Genomic DNA, 23562 nt, shown 5'->3' with positions numbered 1-23562 from the left:
CCCTAGCCGAGCTCTTTGTCCAGTAGCGCGAGAAGGTCTCCCGCCGAGGCCGAACTGATCTGGTCGGCGATGCCGACCGGTGCTCCGGCGCTCACCAGCGAACGGACCCGGCCCTGCAGCTCGCCGAGCAGAGTGGAAATGGTGTTCTTGTCCTCGTCCGCGAGCACGAGGAACGCCTCCTCCAGCCGGGCGCCCAGTCCGTTGATCTCCTTGGCCAGGTGATCGGCCGGAGACTGCGGGGCGGCGGCGGAGTCGGGGGTGATGCGCGCGTTCAGGAACTGCGCGAGGGCGGTGGGGTTCGGGTGGTCGAACACCAGCGTGGAGGGCAGCTTCAGGCCGGTCACGGCCGACAGCTTGTTGCGCAGCTCCAGCGCGGTCAGCGAGTCGATCCCCAGTTTCCTGAACGTCGCGGCGGGAGTGATCCGCCGGACGTCCGGGTGGCCGAGGACGATCGCCGTCTGCGTCCGGATGGCATCGAGCAGCGCCGCCTCCGCCTCGGCCGGCGTCAGCGAGGCCAGCTGCTGCGCGAGTCCGTTGTCGGTGGACTCCCGGTTCCCCGGCCCGCCGGGTCCGCCGGGCGCGCCGGCCAGCGCGCGCAGGAGCGGGGAAGCCGCGCCCGGCGCCGCGAGGTTCAGCCGCGCCGGCACCAGGACCGGCTCGGCCAGCGAGATCGCCGCGTCGAAGAGCGCGAGGCCCTCCTGCGAGGCCATCGGCAGCACGCCCTGCCGCTGGAGGCGTACGACGTCCGTGTCGCCGATGTCGGCGACCATCTCGCTGCGTTCGGCCCAGAAGCCCCAGCACAGCGAGGTGGCCGGCAGGCCGTCGGCCCGGCGGGTCTCCGCGAGGCCGTTGAGGAAGGCGTTGGCCGCCGCGTAGTTGGCCTGTCCTGCCGTCCCGAGCACGCTCGCGATCGAGGAGAACAGCACGAACGCGGACAGGTCCAGATGGCGGGTGAGCTCGTGCAGGTGCCAGGCACCGCGCACCTTGGGCGCGAGGACCGTGTTGACGCGGTCCTCGGTCAGCGCCTCGACGACGCCGTCGGCCAGCACGCCCGCGCAGTGGATCACCGCGGTCAGCGGGTGCTCGGACGGCACCGCGGCGATGAGCTCGGCGACGGCGTCACGGCTCGCCACGTCGCAGGCCACGACCTCGACCTGGGCTCCCGCCCCGGTCAGCTCCTCCTGCAGCCCTGCCGCCGAAGGGGCCGCCAGGCCCCGCCTGCTGGTCAGCACCAGCCGGCGCACGCCGTGGTGCCGGACGAGGTGCCGGGCCAGCATCGCGCCCAGGCCGCTGGTGCCACCGGTGATCAGTACCGTGCCGGACCCGAGGGCGGGTACGTCTTCCGCCCCGCCGGGGGATCCGTGACCGGCGGACGCACCGTGGGCGCGGGCCAGTTCCGGCGTGGTCACCTCGCCGCCCCGGATCTTGAGCTGGAGTTCCCCGGTGTCGGCCGCCGCCGGGACGCAGGCCCACGAGGCGGGCCGGCCGTCCGTGTCCACGAGGGTGAACCGGCCCGGGTTCTCGGTCTGTGCGGTGCGTACGAATCCCCAGACCGCGGTGGCCGCGGGGTCGGGGCGGGGCACCTGCTCGTCGTGGATCGCGTCCTGCGTCACGACGACCAGGCGGGAGTCGGCGAACCGGTCGTCGGCGAGCCAGTCCTGCGTCCACCGCAGCACACGGTGGAGGTTCCGCTCGACGGCGTCGGGCGTGTCCTCGCCGTCCGCGCCCGTCCGGCCGACGGCGGCGATGACGATCGGGGGTATCGCGCCGTCGGAGGCGGCGAGTTCCCCGAGGTCGGCGAAGACCTCTGCGCCCGGTGCCGGTTCCGCGGCGGGTGCGCCCAGGACCGCGTACCGGACCGCGGCGTGAGCGGAGGGGACCGCGAGGGGGGCCCAGTCCACCTGGAACAGCGCGTCCTGGTGGTCGAAGCTCAGCGCGGTCAGCTGCTGGACGTCCGCGGGCCGCAGGGTCAGCGATTCGATGCCGCCGACGGGAGCCCCGTTGGCGTCCGCGAGGGTCACGGACAGCGCGTTCTCCCCCGCGGGCGCCATACGGACGCGCAGCACGGCCGGTTCGGCGGAGTTCAGGCGCAGGCCCGTGCAGCGGAACGGCAGCCAGCCCTCGGGCCGGGAGTTGTCCACGAACTGCCCCGGTCCGACCGGGAGCAGCGCGGCGTGGAGCAGCGCCGGGTGGATCCGGTACCGGCTCCGGTCCGCGCCTTCGGCGGCGGGCAGCTCCACCTCCGCGAACAGGGCGTCGCCCTGGCGCCAGACCTTCTGCAGACCGCGGAACAGGGGCCCGTAGCCGAACCCGAGGGCCGACAGCCGGGCGTACTCGTCCTCGAAGGGCACGGCGACCGCTCCCGCGGGAGGCCACGCGAGGAGGCTCTCCTCGGCGGGGGTGCGTCCGGTGGCGGACCCGACGACGCCGACGGCGTTGCGCGTCCACTCGGTCTCGCCCTCGCCGCGGGAGTGCACGCTGATCACGCTCTTGGCGTCGACCACGATGCGGATCTCGCGCTCGGCCGTCCGGGAGAGCACCAGGGGCGTCTCCAGGGTGAGTTCTTCGACGACCTCGGCCCCCGCCTTGTGCGCGGCCCACGCCGCCATCTCGAGCAGCGCGGTGGCCGGCACCAGGACGGCGCCGTGGACCACGTGGTCGGCGAGCCAGGGGTGGCGCTCCAGGGACAGGCGCCCGCTGCCCACCACACCGCCGTTCTCTCCGTCGTCGGGCAGGTCGATCACGGCGTCGAGCAGCGGGTGGTCCGACGTGCTCCCGGCGGTGGTGGTCTCGTTGGGGGCGTTCAGCCAGTAGCGCTGTCGCTGGAAGGCGTACGTGGGCAGCTCGACCCACGGGCCGTCCCAGCCCTGGAACGCCTTCTCCCACGGCACGTCGGCGCCGGCCACGAAGGCCTCGGCCGCCGACCGGTAGAAGCGCGCGAGGCCGCCCTCGCCGCGGCGCAGGGTGCCCACGACGGCGGCCTCGACGCCCGCGCCGTCCAGGGTCTGTTCGACACCGATCGTCAGTACGGGGTGGGCGGACGCCTCGACGAAGAAGCGGAAGCCCTGTTCGGCCAGGGCCCGGGTCGCCTCCTCGAAGCGGACCGTCTGGCGCAGGTTGGTGTACCAGTACTCGGCGTCCATGCAGGTCGTGTCCAGCCAGTCGGCCGTCACGGTCGAGAAGAAGGGGACCTCGGCGGTACGCGGCCGGAGCCCCGCCAGCACCCGGCGCAGTTCGCCGTCGATGGCCTCCACGTGCCGCGAGTGCGAGGCGTAGTCCACCGGAACCCGGCGGGCCCGCACCTCGTCCGCCTCGCAGGCGGCCAGCAGGGCATCGAGCTCGGCCACGTCGCCCGACACCACGACGGACGAGGGCCCGTTGACGGCCGCGACGGACAGCCCGTCCGTCAGGCGTGCGCGCACGTCCTGGACCGGGAGCGCGACCGACACCATGCCGCCGCGCCCGGACAGGGCCAGGATCGCCTTCGAGCGGAGCGCCACCACCTTCGCGGCGTCCTCGATCGACAGGGCGCCGGCGACGCACGCGGCGGCGATCTCGCCCTGGGAGTGGCCCACGACGGCCGCGGGCTGCACCCCGAACGAGCGCCACACCTCGGCCAGGGACACCATCACGGCCCACAGCACCGGCTGTACGACGTCCACGCGCTCCAGCGCGTCGGCGTCGCCGAGCACGTCGTGGAGGGACCAGTCGACGTGCGGCGACAGCGCGTCCGCGCACTCCTGCATACGGGCCGCGAACACCGGGGAGGACTCCCACAGCTCGCGTCCCATCCCGATCCACTGCGACCCCTGGCCGGGGAAGACGAACACCGTCTTGCCCACCGGCTTCGCGACTCCGGACACCACACCGGGGGCGCCGCTCTCGTCACCCGCGGCAGCGGCGGTCAGGGCGGCGAGCAGTTCGTCGCGGTCGGCGCCGATGACCACCTGGCGGTGCTCGAACAGCGAGCGCGTCGTCACCAGCGCATGCCCCACGCCCGCGAGCGGGAGGTCCGCGTCCGCCGCCACGCTGTCGCGCAGCCGCAGCGCCTGCTCGCGCAGCGCTTCCGCGGACCGGGCGGACAGCACCCACGGCACCGCGGCGGGAGCCGGAGCGGCGGTGGGCTGCTCCTCGGGTGCCTGCTCGACGGCCTCGGGTGCCTGCTCGAGGATCAGGTGCGCGTTGGTGCCGCTGATGCCGAAGGCGGAGACGCCGGCCCGCCGGGGGCGTCCCGGTGCGCTGGTCCACTCCCGGGCCTCGGTCAGCAGCTCGACCGCACCGGACGTCCAGTCCACGTGCGTCGACGGACGGTCCACGTGGAGGGTCTTGGGCAGCACGCCGTGGCGCAGCGCCATCGTCATCTTGATGACGGCGCCGACGCCTGCGGCGGCCTGCGTGTGGCCGATGTTGGACTTCAGCGAGCCCAGCCACAGCGGGCTGTCCTGCTCGCGGTCCTGCCCGTAGGTGGCGAGCAGCGCTTCCGCCTCCATGGGGTCGCCCAGCCTGGTGCCGGTGCCGTGCGCCTCCACCGCGTCCACGTCGCTCGCCTGCAGCCCGGCATCGGCCAGGGCTGCCCGGATGACCCGGCGCTGGGCCAGTTCGTTCGGCGCGCTGAGGCCGTTGGAGGCCCCGTCCTGGTTGGTCGCCGAGCCGCGGATCACGGCCAGGATGCGGCGCCCGTTGCGCTGTGCGTCCGAGAGGCGCTCGAGGACGAGCACGCCCGCGCCCTCGGAGAACCCGGTGCCGTCGGCCGCGTCCGCGAACGCCTTGCACCGTGCGTCGTCCGACAGGCCGCGCTGGCGTCCCATCTCCACGAGCAGGCCCGGGGTCGGCATGGCCGACACCCCGCCGGCCAGCGCCAGGGTGCACTCCCCGGACCGCAGGGAGCGGACGGCCTGGTGGACGGCGACGAGCGACGAGGAGCACGCGGTGTCGGTGGACACCGCCGGGCCCTCCAGGCCCAGCGTGTAGGACACGCGGCCCGAGGCGACGCTGGGGAGCGTGCCGGTGAGCTGGAAGCCCTCGACCTCGCCGGCTGCCGCGCCGCCCATCCGCGGGCCGTAGTCGGTGGTGTAGACGCCGGTGAACACGCCGGTCGCCGAGCCGCGCAGCGCGGCCGGGTCGATGCCCGCCCGCTCCAGCGCCTCCCACGACGTCTCCAGCATCAGCCGCTGCTGCGGGTCCATCGCGAGCGCCTCGCGCGGGCTGATGCCGAAGAACGGCGCGTCGAACTCCGCGAGGTCGTGCAGGAATCCGCCCGAGCGCGTGTTCGTCGTGCCGGGCGTCTCGGGATCCTCGGAGTACAGGGACTCCAGGTCCCATCCGCGGTCCGCCGGGAACTCGGTGATCGCGTCCACACCGTCGGACACGACTCCCCACAGACCTTCGGGGGACGTCACCCCACCCGGGAAGCGACACCCCATACCCACGACCGCGATGGGCTCGCGTGCGGACTCCTCCAGCTCGCGCACCCGCTCGCGCAGGTCCTGCGCATCGCCGACGGCGCGTCGCAAGTAGGACCGGAGCTTGTCGACATCCTCCACCAGGGCCTCCCCCAACCAGTGACTCAGAAGAACAGGTGTGGCTACGCGTATCCGCGTTCGATCATTTCGTACAAATCGTCATCACTGCGACTTTCCAGACTCGGGCTGTCCGGCTGCGCAGCATCCCCCGTTTCCGGGGCCTCGGGCGCCTGCGGCTCGAGGAGGGAGTAGATGTGGTGGGCGAGCTTCTCCGGAGTGGGGTAGGTGAACGCGACCGTGGCCGGGAGCCGCACTCCGGCCACGGCGGTGAGCCGGTTGCGCAGCGCCACGGCCATCGAGGAGTCGAAACCCAGCACCTTGAAGGTCTCGGTCGACCTCGCCTCGAGATAGGCGAACGTCCGGTCCGCCTCACTCGCACTCAGCAGCGCCGCCGTTTCGGCGCACACGAGGGTGAGGACCGAGGACTCCGAGCCCAGGTACGCCGCCCGGGTGCTCGCGTCCGGTCCGCTCGCCTGCGCGGCGTGGCCGTTCGTGGCGCCGGTGTCGTCGGACGCCGACAGCCAGTACCGCTGACGCTGGAACGCGTAGGTCGGCAGGCCGATCCGGCGCGGCCGGGCCGCGGCGAACAGCGCCATCCAGTTCACCGGCACACCGCGTACGTGCAGTTCGGCCAGCGACGCCAGGACCTGACCCGCGCTCCCGTCGCGCTTGTGCAGGGTGTTCACCACGACCGGCGGGGCCGCCAGCGCGTAGGCGGCCTCCTCCATCGCCACCTGGAGCACGGGGTGCGGGCTGACCTCGACGAACACGCCGCCGTGGTCCTGCATCAGGCCTGCGACGACGTCGCCGAAGCGCACCTTCGAGCGCAGGTTGTCGTACCAGTACGAGCCGTCGAGCAAGCGGGTGTCGAGCAGTCCGCCGGTGACGGTGGAGTGGAACTTCACCGCCGACTCCCGCGGCGAAAGACCCGCGGTGTCCTCGAGCAGCCGGTCCCGGATGGCTTCGACGTGGTGGGAGTGCGAGGCGTAGTCCACCCTGACCCGGCGCACCCGGACGTCCTCGCCGGCAGCCGCCGCGGCGAACTCGTCGAGTGCCGCGCCGTCTCCGGCGATCACCACCGAGGCCGGCCCGTTGACGGCGGCCACGGAGAGCCTTCCGGACCACTGCTCCAGCCGGTCGTGGACCCATGCGGAGGGCGCGGCCACCGCGCTCATGCCGCCGCCCAGGCCGGACAGGTCGATCAGTGCCCGGCTGCGCAGGGCGACGATCCGGGCCGCGTCCTCGAGCGTCAGGGCGCCCGACACGCACGCCGCGGCGATCTCGCCCTGCGAGTGGCCGACCACGGCGTCGGGGACCACGCCGAGGGAGCGCCACACCTGCGCCAGCGACACCATCATCGCGAACAGCGCCGGCTGGACCACGTCCACCCGCTCCAGAGAGGCGGCCGACTCGGCTCCGGTCAGCACGTCCACCAGCGACCAGTCCACGTACGGGGCCAGGGCCTGCGCGCACGCGTCGACCGAGCGCGCGAACACCTCCGACTCCGCGTACAGCTGCCTGCCCATGCCCAGCCACTGCGACCCCTGGCCGGGGAACACGAAGACGACCGGGCCGAGCGGCCCCGCGGCCACCCCGCGGACCGCCCGCGCCGAGTCACCGCCCGAAGCGACCAGGTCGAGACCGGCCAGCGCCTCCTCGCGGTCACCGCCGAGCACCACGGCACGGTGGTCGAACAGCTGCCGCGTGGACACCAGCGAGTGGCCGACGTCCGCTGCCGACAGCGAGTCGTCCGCGGCGACGAGGTCGCGCAGGCGGGCCGCCTGCTCGCGCAGGGCCGGCTCCGAGCGGGCCGAGAGCACCCACGGCTGCACGCCGGAGGCGTCCGCCCGGCCCGGGTCGCCGGCTGCGGCGCCGGCTTCTGCCTGCGCCTGCACCTGCGCCTCAGGGGCCTGTTCCAGGATCACGTGAGCGGTGGTGCCGCCCAGGCCGAACGACGACACGCCGGCGCGGCGCGGCCGCTCGACCGTGCCCGGCCAGGGCCGCGCGGCCCGGACGACCTCGAAGTCCTCGTGGAAGTTCTGGATCTCGGGGTTGGGGGCGCGGAAGTTCACGCTCGGGACGAGGTGGCCGCGGTCCACGCAGAGCGCCGACTTCACGAAGCCGACGAGTCCGGCGGCCGGCTCCAGGTGCCCGACGTTCGCCTTCACCGATCCGATCGCCAGAGGACGGCTGCGGCCGCTCTCCCGGAACACCTCGCGCAGACCGGAGACTTCGGCGGGATCGCCCAACCGTGTGCCGGTGCCGTGGGCCTCGACGTAGTCGACGTCGTCGAACGCGACACCCGCGCGTGCGAGAGCCGACAGCACGGCCGAGGCCTGCCCGGTGGGGCTGGGGTCCGGCATCCGGCTGGACGCGCCACCGCTGGCAACGCCCCAGCCGCGCACCACCGCGTAGATGTGGTCGCCGTCGGCCACGGCGAGGTCGAGCCGCTTCAGCACGACGAAGGCCCCGCCCTCGCCCCGGACGAAGCCGTTGGCCCGTTCGTCGAAGGGGAAGCAGGTGCCGTCGGGCGACAGGGCGCCCAGGTTCGCCAGGCCGAGCCCCGCTTCCGGATCGACGACCAGCTCCACGCCGCCGGCGATGGCCATGTCGACCGCGCCGCTGCGGATCCGGTCGCACGTCAGCGCCAGCGACACGAGCGAGGAGGACTGGCCCGAGTCCGCGCAGAAGCTCATGCCGCGGACGTCGAAGAGGCTCGAGATCCGGTTCGCGATCAGCGCACCGCTCGAGCCCAGGGCGGCGTAGTGGTCGTCCTGGTCGCTGCCGGACAGCTTGCGCAGCAGCTCGTACCCGGAGGGCCCGCTGCCGACCACGACGTCGATCTCGCGGCCCGCGAGCGCGCCCGCCGGGATCCGGGCGTCTTCGACCGCTTCCCAAGCGAGCTCCAGGCCCAGCCGCTGCACGGGGTCCATGGCGGCCGCCTCCGCAGCGCCCGCCCCGAAGAACTCCGCATCGAAACCGTCGATGGCGTCGAGGAACGAACCGGATTCCAGGGTGGCGGCGTCCGGGTGGGACTTGTACTTCGAATCGGCCGCCCGCTGCTCGGGGAACTTTCCGACGGTCGACTCCCCGTCGAGCAGCAGGCGCCAGAACTCACCCAGGCTGTTCACACCGGGGAAGCGGCACGACATCCCGATGACGGCAATATCGGCGGCTGCGCCACTCATACGAATTCCTTCCGGTTCCCTCGGAACGCTCTTGCGGGCTGCACTGCTTTCATCGCCAGCTGGTCAGGATTTTCTGCAGCTCTTCCGGCGCGTCCATGAAGTCGTAGTGGCCGCCGTCGACGACCCGGAATTCGACCGAATCCGAGTACTGGCGCCACCCCTGGAGCTCGTCGAGGCTCACGTCGGGGTCGTCCTGCCAGTGCAGGACGACGATGGGGCAGTCCACCTTGACCGGCTCGGGCCGCCGGTACGCGCCCGCGGCCGCGTGGTCGCGGAGCAGCACGAACATGCCCATGTCGATCATGTCCGGCCGCGGCTCGATCCCGCGGCTGCGGACGAACGACTCCAGCTCGGCGCGCAGCTCCGGCTCGGTCATCGTGAGCATCCGGTCGCGCGAGGCGTCGTGCGGGGCCGGCTGGCCCGACACGACGAGGCAGTCCGGGCCGCGCAGGCCGAGTTCGGCGAGCCGGAGGACGGTCTCGTACGCCGGCATCGCACCGGCGCAGTGCGCGAAGAACGCGTACGGGCGGTCGAGCAGCGGCTCCAGCGGTTCGACCAGGCTCGCGGCCAGGTCCTCGTACGTGCCGAAGTGCGGGTGGCCCAGCCGGTTCTCGCGGCCGGGGAACTGCACGGGGCAGATCTCGGCGTCGTCGATCACGGCCGGCCACGCGCTGAACGCCGAAGCCCCGGACCCGGAGAAGGGGAAGCAGAAGATCCGGGCGGGGTGGTCGGCGGAGGGCGGCCGGACGAACCACGGCGAGGTGGCGGTGGTGGTGCCGGTGGTCATGGCGTCTGCCGTTTCTTGCCGACGATGGGGAGGTGGGTCATCCCGGCGATGAAGTACGACCGCAGGTGCTCCGGTTCGCCGGCGAGCTCGATCGATTCGAAGCGCTGGAGCAGCTCCTCGAAGAAGATGCGCAGCGTCATCCGGGCCAGCGGCGCCCCGATGCAGAAGTGCGTCCCGAACCCGAACGCGGCCTGGCGCTTGGCGCCTTCGCGCGTGATGTCGAACGTGTGCGGGTCGGGGAACAGGGACTCGTCCCGGTTGGCCGAGCCGATCCACGCGACGACCGCGCCGCCGGCCGGGATCACGCCCCCGCCGATCTCGACGTCGTCCACCGCGTAGCGCATGAAGTTGCACGCGGCCGAGGTCCAGCGCAGCCCTTCTTCGACCAGGTTCGGGACCAGCGAGAGGTCGGCCGCCGCCTTGTCGTACTGCACGGGCCGCTCGATGAGCGCCTGCACGGTGCCCGAGACGGTGTGCGGCGTCGTCACGTTGGCGCCCAGGAGGATGCTGTAGCCGTCGAGGGCGATCTCCTCGTCGGAGAGCGGCGTGCCTCCCGGAGCGACGCTCATGAGGTGGTGGAGCAGGCTCTCGCCCTCCTCGCCGGTCTCCCGGCGGGTCTTGACCCACTCCTTGACGTAGGTGACGAGCTCGTGGTGGGAGATGGCCAGGGTCGCGGCCTCGCTGCCCATCTGGAAGTGCGGGTCCGAGGGGGCCGTCACCATCGCGGTCAGCTGGACGAGCTCGGCCCAGTCCTTCTCCGGGATGCCCAGGAGCGGGCCCGTGACCATCGCCGGGAGGAGCAGCGCCTTCTCGGCCAGGTCGAAGGTCTCCCCCTCGAGCGCCGGCTCGAGGAAGCCCACGACCGTGCGCCGGATGGAGTCCTCCCAGGACTTCACTGCGCGCGCCGTGAGCTTGGAGCCGAGCGGGCGGCGGACCTCGGTGTGCCGCGGCGGGTCGGTGGACGTCATCAGCACGCCGGCCGCGACGTCGTCCGTCCCGAGGTGGGTGGGCACGGTGCCGCGCTCGGAGGTGAACTCCCGGTGGTCGCTGAGCACGCGGCGGACGTCCTCGTAGCGGGTCACCGACCAGAACTCGCGGCCGTCCGGCAGGACCTGGTGGTGCAGGGGCCTCTCGGCCCGCATCACGTCCCAGATCGGGTGCGGATCGCCCGACGTGTAGAGGTCCAGGTCGAACAGGTCGACGCTGTCGAGGTCGATGTCGCGCCCGGGACCAGGCGTCAACCTCACGCCGCCGCCCTCCCCTGCTCGATCAGCTCGGCGACGCGGGCCGGGGTCTGTGCCAGGTAGAAGTCGCGCACGGACAGCTGGACGCCGTAGGTCTGCGACACCTGGTCGATGATCTTGATTCCGGTCAGCGAATTGCCGCCCAGCGTGAAGAAGTCGTCTTCCACCCCGACCTCGGTGCAGTCGAGGAGTTCCCTCCACAGCTCGGCGATTTCCTGCGCCAGCGTCGATTCCATTGCCACTCTTTCCTTCCTCCGCCGACCGGGGGTGCCCGCCCGCGTCATTTTCGGCCCGGTCTGCGGACCGTCACCGCCATCACGACCACTGGGGCCCTTTGCGTTGTCCCGCCGGCGAGACAAATTCTTCGAATGGCCGAATCGAGTGTCGCGTGAATACGCGACCGCTCACACCGTGTTGGTGGTCTCCGGCGTTCACCGGCCGCCGGGGTTGAGCGTGGGCCGGCGAGCCTGCATGCGACGCTCCCCGTCCCGCCGGCGGGACAGGGCAAGTTCGGCAGCGGCCCGTGCCGCCCCGGCACCGGCGTTCCTTGACCGGCCGATCCGCGTTCAGTGAACGTGGACGAGATTTAACGACGTTAGAGGCGCACTGGAACGAGGGGGCAACGACGTGGGACACACCGGCTTCGACACGGATGTGGTGATCGCGGGCGCCGGGCCGACGGGCCTGATGCTCGCCTGCGAGCTGCGGCTGGCGGGCGTCGACGTGGTGGTGGTCGAGCGGCTCGCGGAGCGGACGGGCGAGTCGCGCGCCGGTGGGATCCACTCCCGCACCCTGGAGGTGCTGGACCAGCGCGGGATCCTGGACCGCTTCCTCGCGGTCGGCGAACTGCAGCCGGTGGGCCATTTCTCCGGCCTTTATCTGGACTTCGACGAGTCGGAGTCGAGGCACCCCTACCCGCTGATGATCCTTCAGTCCGACATCGAGCGGCTGCTGGAGGAGTGGGCCGCCGAGCTCGGCGTGCAGGTCCGCCGCTCGTCCGAGGTCAGCGGGATCCGCCAGGACGAGGACGGAGTGACGGTCGAGCTGGGCACGGAGCAGCCGGCAGCGGCGACGCTGCGCGCCCGCTACCTGGTGGGCTGCGACGGCGGGCGCAGCACGGTGCGCAAGCTGGCGGGCATCGACTTCCCCGGCACCGAGGCGACGATGACCGCGCTGATCGGCGACGTCGAGCTCCCCGATCTGCCCGAGGACTACGTCTGGGTGCGGCGCTGTGCGGGCGGCGACTACTCGGCGATCGCCTTCGAGCCGGGCTGGTTCCGGGTGATCACGTCCGAGTACGACCGCGTCGCGGACCGCGACGAGACGCCGACGTTCGAGCAGCTCCGGGAGTCCCTGATCAGGGTCGCGGGCACCGACTTCGGCATGAACAGCCCGCGGTGGGTCTCGCGGTTCAACGACGCCGCGCGCCAGGCCGCCGAGTACCGGGTGGGCCGGGTGCTCCTCGCGGGCGACGCGGCGCACATCCACTTCCCGGCCGGCGGGCAGGGGCTGAACATGGGCGTGCAGGACGCGGTCAACCTCGGCTGGAAGCTCGCCTCGGTGGTGCGCGGCCAGGCGCCCGAGAGCCTGCTGGACAGCTACCACGCCGAGCGCCACCCCGTCGGGGAGCGCGTGCTGCACAACACCCGGGCGCAGTCGGCCCTGGCCCGCCCGGGCGCACAGACGGACGCGCTGCGCGAGGTGTTCGGCTCGCTCATGGTGTTCGACGACGTCAACCGGCACCTGCGCCTGATGCTCACCGCGCTGGACATCCGCTACCCGGTCGACGTCGACCACCCGCTGGCGGGCCGCCGGGTCCCCGACGCCGACCTCAAGACGCCCGAAGGCACCATCGGCGTCTACGACCTGCTGCACGCCGGCCGCCCCGTACTGCTCGACCTGTCCGGCAGCGCCGCGCTCGCGGCGGTCGCCGGTGCCTGGGCCGATCGCGTCGACTTCGTCGAGGCGCGGAGCGAGGACGGCAGCTGGCCCGTCCCGGCCATCGACGAGGTCCCGGCTCCCGCCGCGGTCCTCATCCGCCCCGACGGCCATGTCGCCTGGGCGACCGACGACGGCGTGCCCGACACCTCCGCGCTGCGGACCGCCCTCACCACCTGGTTCGGTCCGGCCCGGCAGGGCTGACCCACCGCGACGGCGGCCGCCGGGACCCGTTCGGGTCCCGGCGGCCGCCGTCCGTCATTGCGCGCCGGTCACCCCGCCAGCTTGCGGTTGATGACCTCGAACACCTCCGCCACGGATGCGGGCATGTTCATCTCGTGGTGTGTGGCGTGTACGTCGTGCACCTCGATGGAACCGGTGACGTACGGCCGCCACAGGTGCGCGTACTGCTCGTCCTGGAGCGTCGCGCTGAAGAACAGCACGTCGCCCCGGTAGACCGGAGACTCGAACGTCATCATGAGGTTCGAGTTGTTGGCCAGCACCCTGGACATGGTGTCCAGGAACTCCTGCCGGTTGTCGGTGCCGATGTACTGGCCGAAGAAGTCCTCGAGCTCCGACCGGTACTCCGCCAGGGTCTTGTTGGCGTGGATCTCCGTCCACCCGTGCCCGCCGGGCTGGGAGTCCAGGATGGCCACGAGGGCGATCTCGTGCCCGAGCCGGTCCAGCGCATGCGCGACGGCCTGGACGACGGTGCCGCCGTAGGACCAGCCGACCAGATGGAAGGGTCCTTCCGGCTGGATCTTCAGCATCTCGGCGACGTAGTCGTCGACCATCTCCGCCACGGATCCCACGAGCGGGTCCACGCCGTCGGAGCCTCGGGACTGCAGGGCGTACGCCTTCCGGTCCTGCACGTGCGTCACGAAGCTGAAGTACGCCCAGCCCAGCCCGCCTCCCCCGTGGAAGAACCACATGGGCTCCTTGCCCGTGCCGGGGTCGCTGTTCAGCGGCAGCACGACCGCGAACGGGTCGTCGTTGTCCATGGGAGTGCCGATGAGCACCAGCGATGCCAGCTCGGCCACCGTGGGGAACTTGATGATCGTCCTGATGGGGATCTCGACGTCGAACTCCTTGCGGATGCGGACGCTGAGCCGGGTGGCCAGCAGCGAGTGCCCGCCGTGCGTGAAGAAGTTGTCGTGGATGCCGACCTTCTCCCGGCCGAGCAGCTCGGCGAAGAGGGCGCACAGCTTCTCTTCGTGGGCGTCGCGCGGCTCCTGGCCGGCCACGGGGGCCGCGTGCTCCGCGGGCAGCGCGCGCCGGTCGAGCTTTCCGTTCGGGGTGAGCGGGATCTCCGCCAGCGGGATCAGCGCGGAAGGCACCATGTACTCCGGCAGACGGCCGCGCAGGTGCTCGGACAGCTCGGCGAGCAGCGGACCGGCCGACTCGTCGGCCTGGACACCGGTACCGGCCGCCGGCACCACGTATCCCACGATGCGCTTGTCGCCCTCGCGGTCCTCGCGTACGACGACCACCGCCTGCGCCACACCGGGGTGGCGGGCCAGCGCGTTCTCGATCTCGCCCAGCTCGATCCGGAAGCCCCGGACCTTCACCTGGTGGTCGGTTCGCGCGATGTACTCGAGCTGACCGTCCCGGTCCCACCGCACCAGGTCCCCGGTGCGGTACATCCGGGCGCCGGCCGGGCCGAACGGACACGCCACGAACCGCTCCGCGGTCAGCTCCGGCCGGCCCTGGTACCCGCGGGCCACCCCGTCGCCGCCGATGTACAGATCGCCCTGCACCCCGCGCGGAACCGGCCGCATCCGCGAGTCGAGCACGTACACCTGGGTGTTCCCGATCGGCTTCCCGATGGGCGGCGCACCCGCACCGGCCTTCAGGGAGGCCATGGTCGACCACGTGGTCGTCTCGGTCGGGCCGTACCAGTTGCCCGCTTCGACGGCCTGCTCCGCCAGCGTCTCGGCCAGCCGGGCCGGCACGGCCTCCGCTCCGGTGATGATCCGCAGACCCTGCGCGGCGTTCGGCTCGTGCGTCAGCAGCATCTGCCAGAACGCGGGCGTGGCCTGTACGACGGTGACCCCGTGCCGGCGTATGAACGCCATCATGGCCGACGGGTCGGTGACGGTGTCCTTCTTCGCCATGACCATGGTCGCGCCGGCGACGAAGGGGAGGTACAGCTCGGTGTTCGCCATGTCGAACGAGACCGTCGTGCTGAAGAGCATCCGATCGGCGGGCGAGAGCGGGAACCGGCGCTGCGTCGAGGCGATGAAGTTCGCGAGCGCGCCGCGCGGGACCGCGACCCCCTTCGGGGTGCCCGTCGACCCGGAGGTGTAGATCACGTACTGGGTGTTCTCGGGGCGGACGAACACCTCGGGTGCCTCGTCCGGATACGCCGAACAGTCCGCGCCGGCCAGCGTCTCGGCGTCGAGCACGAGTACGGGATCGACCTGCTCGAGGATGAAGTCGATCCGGGAGCGCGGGTGGTCCGGGTCGAGGGGTACGTAGGCTCCGCCGGCCTTCAGCACCGCCAGCAGCGCCACCATCAGGTTCACGGTCCGGGGCAAACAGACGGCGACCAGCGATTCGGCCCGCACACCGCGGTCGGCCAGCCAGTGCGCCAGCCTGTTGGACCGCGTGTCCAGCTCCCGGTAGGTGAGCGACTCGTCCTCGCCGATGACGGCGAGTGCCTCGGGTCTCTCCGCGCACTGTCTTCGCACGGCTTCCATCAGGCCCTGCTCCAGGACCGGCTCAGCGGTGTCGTTGACCGCCCCCAGCAGCTGCTCGCGCTCCCCCGCGATCAGCACGTCGATGTCCCCGACGTACACGCCCGGGTCGGCGGCCAGCTGCTCCAGCACGCGCGCGAACCGGGCGGCCATGGCCTCGACCGTGTCCCGGTCGAACAGCTGGGTGACGTACTGGATGTCGCCCCGCAGCGCCCCCGACTCGTCCAGGGCCATGCTGAAGAACAGGTCGACCATGGCCTTCGAGGTGAGGGCCTGGACGAACTCCACCTCGAGCCCGGGGAACTCGAGGACCGGCTTCTCGAAGTTCTGCCAGCCGCACATGACCTGGAACAGCGGCCGGTACGCCGTGGAGCGGTCCGGGTTGATCGCCTCGACCAGCACGTCGAACGGCACGTCCTGGTGCTCGTAGGCCGCCAGCGACTTGTTCCGCACCTGGGCGAGCACGTCGGCGAACGACGGGTTCCCGGAGAGGTCCACGCGCAGGACCAGGTTGTTGACGAAGCACCCGATCAGATCGGCCAGCGCTTCGTCGGTCCGCCCGGCGATCGGGGTCCCGAGCGGTACGTCGTCACCGCCGCCGAGCTTGCTCAGCAGCACCGCCAGTGCGCCGTACATGACCATCGACATGGTCGTTCCGCGCTCGGCGGCCAGCTTCTCCAGCCCGGCCGCCACCTCCGGCTCCACGCCGAAGCCGACCGTGTCGCCGTGCGTCGTCGCCTCGACGGACCGCGGGCGGTCCAGCGGGAGGTCCAGCGGCTGCGGCACCCCGTCCAGTTCGTCGCGCCAGTACTCGATCTGCGCCCAGCCGAGGCTGTCCGGGTCGGCCAGGTCGCCGAGCACCTCGCGCTGCCACATCGTGTAGTGCTGGTACTGCACGGGCAGCGGCTCCCACTGCGGCGCCCCGCCGTCCCGGCGGGCGGTGTAGGCGGCGGCGAGGTCCCGTGCCAGCGGGGCGCCCGAGCTGCCGTCCGTCGCGATGTGGTGGACGACCAGGACCAGGACGTGTTCCTCGGGCGAGCAGCGCAGCAGGTGCGCCCGGAAGGGGATTTCGGTCGCCAGGTCGAACCCGTGGGCGACGGCCTCGTCGATCGCGCCGGGCACGTCCTCGGGCGCCACCTCGACCACCGGCAGCCGCGTCTGCGCCGAGGCCTCGGCCATCGGCAGGATCCGCTGGTGGGGCTCGCCCTCGTCGTCGGTGACGTACGTGGTGCGCAGGATCTCGTGCCGGTCGACCACGTCGCCGATCGCCGCCGCGAGAGCGTCCTGGTCCAGGGGGCCGGTCAGCCGCAGCGCCGAGGGCATGTTCCAGGTCTCCCCGCCCTCCAGCTGGTGCATGTACCAGTAGCGGCGTTGCGAGAATGACAGCGGAACCATTGGTTCACTCCTTGAGGATCGTCTGGCTCAGGCCCAGGGGACGCGGAGCAGCCGATTCCTCCGCCCACGCAGCCACCTGTGGCAGGTCGAAGAACGTGCGGGGTTGTCGCTCCCCGGCTCGGCGACGGCGCAGCCGATCAGCCGGGTGGGGAGCGGAAAATGCCCGCATGGTGCCAAACACGGAGCCGCCCCGGCGACGCGCGGTCAGCCGAGGCGGCTCGGAGAAGGACTCTGACCAGTCGGTACGAGCTGGTCGGGGTCACGCTCTCTTCTTGAACGTGGAGACCGCCCACACGTAGCCGAGGACGGCGATCCCCACGCACCAGGCGACGGCCGCGATGGCGTCGCCGCTGGAGGGGTTGCCCGCGAGCAGCCCGCGCAGCGTCTCGATGATCGGGGTGAAGGGCTGGTACTCGGCGAACTGCCGGATGCCGAAGCCCATCGTCTCCGCCGGCACGAACGCGCTGCTGAGGAACGGCAGCATGATGAGCGGCACGGCGCCGAGGCCCGCCGACTCCGCGGTCTTGGCGGCCAGCCCCATGGCGACCGTGAGCCAGCCGGCCGCGATGCTGAGCAGCACGATGATGCCGACCACACCGAGCCAGTCGACGGCGCTCGCCTTGGGGTCGAAGCCCATCAGGAAGGCCACGCCGATGATGGCCGCGCAGCCCACCAGGGCGCGCACGGCGGTGATGACGACGTGCCCGGTCAGCATGGCGCCGCGGGAGACGTCCATGACCTTGAACCGGTTGATGATGCCCTTGGTCATGTCGGAGTTCACGGCCGTCGCGGTGGCTCCCAGCCCGTAGCTGATGGCCATCACGAGCAGACCCGGCGTCGCGTAGTCGATGTAGTCGTCGCCGACGCTGAACGCGCCGCCGAACACCTTGACGAACATCAGCATGATCACGATGGGGAACAGGACCGCGTTGAACATCGTGATGGGGTTGCGCACGTTGTGCTTGATGTTGCGGCGCAACATGATCGACGAATCGGCCAACGGCGTCGAGGCAGTGCTCACTGCGCGATCGCCTCCTTGCTCAGGTGCTCGGCGTGCGTGGGGTCGGTCAGGGCGAGGAAGACGTCGTCGAGGTCCGGTCGCTGCACCGAGAACTCCTGGGCGTCGAGCGAGTGCGCGTCGAGCTGGTCCAGCAGGATCCGCAGCGACCTCGTCTCACCGTCGCTGGCCACCCGCAGGGTCAGCTCCTCGTCGTCCCGGGTGGACCCGGTCAGGAGGCGCGCCGCCGCGTCGAGTTCGTAGAGGTCGGAGAACCGGAACCGGACGTGGGTGCCGGGGATCTGGCGCTTGAGCTCCTCGGGGGTGCCCTGGGCGACCAGGCGGCCGCCGTTGAGCACCGCGATCTGGTCGGCGAGCTGGTCGGCTTCCTCGAGGTACTGGGTGGTGAGGAAGATGGTGGTGCCCTCGGCGACGAGCTCGCGGACGATCCCCCACATCGTGCGCCGGCTGCGCGGGTCGAGACCCGTCGTCGGCTCGTCGAGGAAGATGATCTCCGGGTTGCCGACCAGGGTCATCGCCAGGTCGAGCTTGCGGCGCATACCGCCGGAGTAGGTCGACGACAGCTTGTCCGCCGACTCCACCAGGTCGAAGCGCTCCAGCAGCTGCGTGACGACCTTGTCGCCGCCCCGCACCCGCTTCAGGTCCGTCATCAGCTGCAGGTTCTCGCGGCCCGACAGCAGATCGTCCACCGCGGCGAACTGGCCGGTCACACCGATGGCGGCGCGCGCCTGCTTGGTCGCGGTCGCCACGTCGTGCCCGGCGACCCGCACCGTGCCGGCATCGGCCTTCATCAGCGTCGTGAGGACGTTGACCGTCGTCGTCTTGCCGGCCCCGTTCGGGCCGAGCAGGGAGAAGATCGATCCTGCGGCGACATCGAAATCGATGCCGTCGAGGACGACCTTGTCGCCATATGCCTTGCGCAGCCCTGAAACTGCAATCGCTGAACTTCTCATTCCTCCACTTTCCTCTCCGGGCCTGTCACGCACCTGTCACCTCCCTGACACGGCGTTCGACAAGATCGCCCGGGCCAGAGGACCGCTCATTTCACTCGCAAACCGCCCCCGCCCTAACGACCGCGGGCGGACTCCGCCTCGATCACGTCCAGCACCTCACGGCCGAGATCGACCAGATACATGTGATCGCCCGGAAACTCCACATAGCTGAATTCGGCCGTGGTCGCCGCCTGCCACTGCCGGGCCTCTTCCGCGGTGACGAGTCCGTCCGAGTCGCCCCGCAGCGAGCAGATCGGGACCGACACGATCTCGTCGGTGCTCGGGACGTAGTTCTCGTGCATCTCGCAGTCGGCCTGCAGCACGGGCAGGATCAGTTCCCGCATTTCCGGGTGGTCGAGGGCCTCGTGCCGGAACCCCGCGAACTCCTCGACCCTGGCGAGGAACTCATCGTCCTGGAGCCCGGTGGCCCGCCGCTCGCGCTGGGTCCACGGACCCGGCGAACCGCTGACGACCAGCCGCTCGACCTGCACGCCGCGTGCGGTCAGCAGGTGCACCAGCTCGTACGCGAGCACCGCACCCAGGCTGTGCCCGAACAGCACGACCCGGGCCCCTTCGCCGAGGTCCGCGATGATGTCGTCGATCGAGCCCTTGGCCGCCTCGGTGACGTTCCGGTACGGCTCCTCCAGGATCTTCCGCTCCCGGCCGGGCAGCTCGACCGAGGTCACGCGCCAGCGGTCGGCGGACAGCTCCCGCCACGGGTGGAAGAACGAAGGACCCGCTCCTGCGAACGGCACGCACAGCAGCGTGGCCTGGTCCCCGTGTTCCGCGGACATGCCGGGCTCTGTCACCCCGACCAACCCCAATCATCCATTCGATCGTTTGTTGAAACAGTTCCGGGACACGGATGTCCGCTCGCTACGCCAGCTTGCCGCTGACGACCTCGAAGAATTCGGCCACGGGTGCGGGCATGTGCATTTCGTGGTGCGTGGCGTGCATCTCGTGCACCTCGAAGGAACCGCCGACGTACTGGCGCCACAGGTGCGCGTACGACTTGTCCTCGAGCGCCGCGTGGAAATACAGCACGTCGCCGCGGTAGACCGGGGATTCGAAATCCATCATGCGCTTCGTGTTGTTGGCCATGACCTTCGACATGGTGTCGAGGAAGCCCTGCCGGTTGCCCATGCGGATGTACTGGCTGAAGTCGTCCTCGAGCTCCACCCGGTAGTCCGACGACTCCTTGCCGGCGTGTACCTCCGTGAACCCGTGCCCGCCCGGCTGGGCGTCCAGGATCGCCACGAAGGCGACCTCGTGCCCGAGCCGGGCCAGCGCGTCCGCGACGGCCTGCACGATGGTGCCGCCGTAGGACCAGCCGATGAGGTTGAAGGGCCCTTCCGACTGGATCTTCAGCATCTCGGCGACGTAGTCGTCGATCATCTCCTGCACGGAGCCCGCCAGCATGTCGACGCCGTCGGAGCCACGGGACTGCAGGGCGTAGGCCGGCCGGTCCTGCAGGTGCAGTACGAAGCTGTAGTACGCCCAGCCCAGCCCGCCGCCGCCGTGGAAGAACCACACCGGCGCCTTGCCCGTGCCGGGGTCGCTGTTGAGGGGCAGCACGACCGCGAACGAGTCGGCGTCGTCCGCGGGGACACCGCCGGCGAGCATCAGCGCGGCCAGCTCGGCCACCGTCGGGTACTTGATGACCGTCCTGATGGGAATGTCGATGTCGAACTCGTTGCGGATGCGGACGCTGAGCCGGGTGGCCAGCAGCGAGTGGCCGCCGAGCGCGAAGAACCCGTCGTCGATGCCGACCTTCTCCAGGCCGAGCAGCTCGCTGTAGAGGGCGCACAGCTTCTGCTCGAAGGCGTTGCGCGGCTCCCGGCTGGACACGGTGTTCGTGTCCTCCGAGGGCAGTGCCCGCCGGTCGAGCTTGCCGTTCGAGGTCAGCGGGATCTCCTGGAGCGGAATCACCACGGAGGGCACCATGTAGTCCGGGAGGCGCTCGCGCATGTACTCGGACAGCTCGGCGATCAGCGCACCGGCCGGCTCGTCGCCGGACTCGGGCACGACGTAGCCCACGATGCGCTTGTCGTCCTCGTGGTTCTCGCGCACCACGATCACCGCCTGCGCCACACCCGGATGCCCGGCCAGCACGTTCTCGATCTCGCCCAGCTCGATCCGGAAACCACGGATCTTCACCTGGGTGTCGGCCCGCCCGACGTACTCCAGCTGGCCGTTGCGGCTCCAGCGGACCAGGTCGCCGGAGCGGTACATCCGCTCGCCCGGCACGCCGAAGGGGCACGCGACGAACCGTCCCGCGGTCAGGTCCGGCCGGCCGTGGTACCCGCGGGCCAGGCCGTAGCCGGCCACGTACAGCTCGCCGGTCACGCCGGTGGGCGCCGGCAGGAGGTTCGAGTCCAGGACGTAGGCGCGCAGGCCCGGGATGGCCGGGCCGATCACGCTGGCGCGGAAGCGGGCGGCGGAGTTCTCGTCCAGGTCGATGCGGGTGACGTGCACGGTCGTCTCGGTGATGCCGTACATGTTCACCAGCACCGGCGCGTCGTCGGCGTGGCGCTGGTACCAGTCCGCAAGGCGGTTCAGGTCGAGGGCCTCGCCGCCGAACACCACGTACCGCAGCGCCAGGTCCTGGCCGGGGGCATCGGCGTCGGCCTGCACGAGCTGGTAGAAGGCCGAGGGCGTCTGGTTGAGGACGGTGACCCGCTCGCGGGCGAGCAGCTGCAGGAAGTCGCCCGGGGAGCGGGAGACGTCGTAGGGGACCACGACCAGGCGTCCGCCGTGCAGCAGCGGCCCCCACAGCTCCCACACCGAGAAGTCGAAGGCGTAGGAGTGGAAGAGGGTCCACACGTCGTCCGCGCCGAAGGCGAAGTCCTCGGCGGCGCTGAAGAGCCCGACCACGTTGCTGTGCGGGATCAGCACGCCCTTGGGGCGGCCGGTCGACCCGGACGTGTAGATCACGTACGCCGGGTGCTCGGGGCGCAGGGCCGTGCGGCGCTCGGCGTCGGTGAGGTCGGCGGCCGACTCCTCGGCGAAGGCACCGGCCTGGTCCAGGTGGATCAGCGGGAGGTCCTGGTCCAGCCCCTGCGCGGCGGCGTTCGAGCTGGTGGTGACCAGCAGGACCGGCTGGGCGTCCTGGACCATGTACGCGATGCGGTCGGCCGGGGAGTCGGGGTCGATCGGCAGATAGGCGCCGCCCGCCTTGAGCACGGCGAGCAGCGCGACGACCAGCTCGGCCGAGCGCTCCAGGCAGACTCCGACCAGGGACTCGGGGCCGACGCCCTGGGCGACGAGGTGCCGCGCGAGCCGGTTGGCCCGGGCGTTGACCTCGCCGTACGTGAGCGCGTCACCCTCGTGGGACACCGCGACCGCGTCCGCCCGCTGCGCGGCCTGGCGCTCGAACAGCTCGACCAGGGTGACGTCGGGAATGACCGTGCCGGCGGGGTTCACGTCCCGCACCAGCCGCTCGCGCTCCGCCGCGCTCAGGACGTCGACGTCCCCGATGCGCACGCTCGGATCCGCGGCCAGCTGCTCCAGTACCCGGACGAGCCGGGCGGCGATGACCTCGGCCGACTCGCGGTCGAACAGCTGGGTCGCGTACTGGAGGTCGCCCCGGAGCGCGCCCGACTCGTCCGCGGTCAGGCTGAAGAACAGGTCGACCATGGCGGTCGACGGGATGGCCTGCTCGAACTTCACGTCGAGCCCGGGGATCCCGAGGTCCGGCTTCTGGTAGCTCTGCCAGGCGAACATCACCTGGAACAGCGGCTGGTAGGAGGCGGAGCGCTCGGGGTTGATGGCCTCGACGAGCAGGTCGAACGGGACGTCCTGGTACTCGTAGGCCGTCAGCGCCTTGTCGCGTACCTGGGCGAGCAGCTCGGTGAACGCCGGGTTGCCGGAGAGGTCGGCCCGCAGCACCTGGGTGTTGACGAAGAAGCCGATCAGATCGGCCAGCGCCTCGTCGGTCCGGCCGGCGATCGGGGAGCCGATCGTCAGGTCGTCGCCGCCGCCGAGCTTGCGCAGCAGCACCGCCAGCGCGCCCTGCAGGACCATCGATATGGACGCGCCGCGCTCGTCGGCCAGCTTCTGCAGCCCGGCCGCCACGTCCGCCGGCACGGAGAGGCCGATCGTCTCGCCGTGCGAGTTCGCCTCCGCGGGCCGCGGGCGGTCCGTCGGCAGGCTCAGCGGCTGCGGCACACCGTCGAGCTGCTTGCGCCAGTACTCGACCTGCTGCGCGGCGAGGCTCCCGGGGTCGGACACGTCGCCGAGCACCTCGCGCTGCCACTGCGCGTACTCCTTGTACTGCACGGGCAGCGGCTCCCACTGCGGCGCCTGGCCGTCCTGGCGGGCGGCGTAGGCGGCGATCAGGTCCCGCATCATCGGCGCGCTCGAGCTGCCGTCCGAGGCGATGTGGTGGACGACCATGACGAGGACGTGCTCCTGGGGGGAGCAGCGCAGCAGGTGCGCCCGGAAGGGGAGTTCGCCCTCCAGGTCGAACCCGTGCGAGACGGCCTCGCCGATGGCGCGGGACATGTCCTCGGACGCCACCTCGGCCGTCTGCACCTGCGGCGACGCCTCCGCCAGCGTCAGGATCCGCGAGTAGGGCTCGCCGTCGTCATCCGTCGCGTACGTGGTGCGCAGGATCTCGTGCCGGTCGACCACGTCGCGGATCGCCGCGACGAGGGCGTCCTGGTCCAGGGATCCGGTCAGCCGGAACGCCGCCGAGATGTTGTAGGTCGCCGCCCCCCGCTCCAGCTGGTGCAGCAGCCACATACGACGTTGTGCGAATGACAGCGGAATCATTACTTCACA

General features: G+C 71.4%; 11 protein-coding genes. 1 reads left to right on the top strand and 10 read right to left on the bottom strand.

Annotation, left to right across the window (positions count from 1 at the left end; genetic code table 11):
* Window positions 1–2: 2 nt before the first annotated feature.
* The 5 genes from AB5J51_RS40975 to AB5J51_RS40955 are packed head-to-tail and all read right to left on the bottom strand — an operon-like array spanning window position 3 to window position 10977.
* On the bottom strand, window positions 3–5543 hold the full coding sequence (locus AB5J51_RS40975) for an SDR family NAD(P)-dependent oxidoreductase (RefSeq protein WP_369780514.1): 5541 nt from the start codon (window positions 5541–5543) through the stop codon (window positions 3–5).
* A gap of 41 nt (window positions 5544–5584) precedes the next feature.
* Window positions 5585–8710, bottom strand: coding sequence for a type I polyketide synthase (locus tag AB5J51_RS40970; protein ID WP_369780513.1), 3126 nt, complete (start codon window positions 8708–8710; stop codon window positions 5585–5587).
* 49 nt (window positions 8711–8759) lie between these two features.
* A complete protein-coding gene (locus AB5J51_RS40965) occupies window positions 8760–9497 on the bottom strand; it encodes a thioesterase II family protein (protein WP_053788224.1) in 738 nt (245 codons plus the stop codon).
* Window positions 9494–10744 carry a cytochrome P450 gene (locus AB5J51_RS40960; RefSeq protein WP_053788225.1) on the bottom strand — a complete coding sequence of 417 codons (1251 nt, stop codon included), beginning with the start codon at window positions 10742–10744 and terminating at the stop codon, window positions 9494–9496. The genes AB5J51_RS40965 and AB5J51_RS40960 overlap by 4 nt, the downstream gene beginning before the upstream one ends.
* The gene (locus tag AB5J51_RS40955) at window positions 10741–10977 is read right to left on the bottom strand and encodes a phosphopantetheine-binding protein (RefSeq protein ID WP_234382415.1); all 237 of its coding nucleotides are present in this window, start codon (window positions 10975–10977) and stop codon (window positions 10741–10743) included. Before AB5J51_RS40955 ends, AB5J51_RS40960 begins: the two co-directional genes overlap by 4 nt.
* Before the next feature lie 451 nt (window positions 10978–11428).
* On the opposite strand from AB5J51_RS40955, the gene AB5J51_RS40950 reads away from it, so the two are divergent.
* Complete coding sequence (locus tag AB5J51_RS40950; RefSeq protein WP_369780711.1) at window positions 11429–12883, top strand: FAD-dependent monooxygenase; 1455 nt, start codon at window positions 11429–11431, stop codon at window positions 12881–12883.
* Between the two features lie 68 nt (window positions 12884–12951).
* On the opposite strand, the gene AB5J51_RS40945 is transcribed toward AB5J51_RS40950, so the two are convergent.
* From AB5J51_RS40945 to AB5J51_RS40925, 5 genes are all read right to left on the bottom strand, one after another.
* Window positions 12952–16770 carry an amino acid adenylation domain-containing protein gene (locus AB5J51_RS40945; protein WP_369780512.1) on the bottom strand — a complete coding sequence of 1273 codons (3819 nt, stop codon included), beginning with the start codon at window positions 16768–16770 and terminating at the stop codon, window positions 12952–12954.
* A 259-nt stretch (window positions 16771–17029) separates the two neighbouring features.
* Window positions 17030–17752 (bottom strand): ABC transporter permease, encoded by a 723-nt coding sequence (locus AB5J51_RS40940; protein ID WP_053788253.1) that lies wholly within the window; start codon window positions 17750–17752, stop codon window positions 17030–17032.
* Window positions 17753–17787: 35 nt separating this feature from the next.
* Window positions 17788–18741 (bottom strand): ATP-binding cassette domain-containing protein, encoded by a 954-nt coding sequence (locus AB5J51_RS40935; protein WP_136226477.1) that lies wholly within the window; start codon window positions 18739–18741, stop codon window positions 17788–17790.
* A gap of 113 nt (window positions 18742–18854) precedes the next feature.
* Complete coding sequence (locus AB5J51_RS40930; RefSeq protein WP_136226476.1) at window positions 18855–19574, bottom strand: thioesterase II family protein; 720 nt, start codon at window positions 19572–19574, stop codon at window positions 18855–18857.
* 82 nt (window positions 19575–19656) lie between these two features.
* A complete protein-coding gene (locus AB5J51_RS40925; protein WP_369780510.1) occupies window positions 19657–23553 on the bottom strand; it encodes an amino acid adenylation domain-containing protein in 3897 nt (1298 codons plus the stop codon).
* Window positions 23554–23562: the final 9 nt, after the last annotated feature.

It is taken from the genome of Streptomyces sp. R33, from assembly GCF_041200175.1.
In the GTDB taxonomy this organism is placed as follows: domain Bacteria; phylum Actinomycetota; class Actinomycetes; order Streptomycetales; family Streptomycetaceae; genus Streptomyces; species Streptomyces katrae_B.
This window is presented reverse-complemented; position numbering and strand designations above follow the sequence as displayed.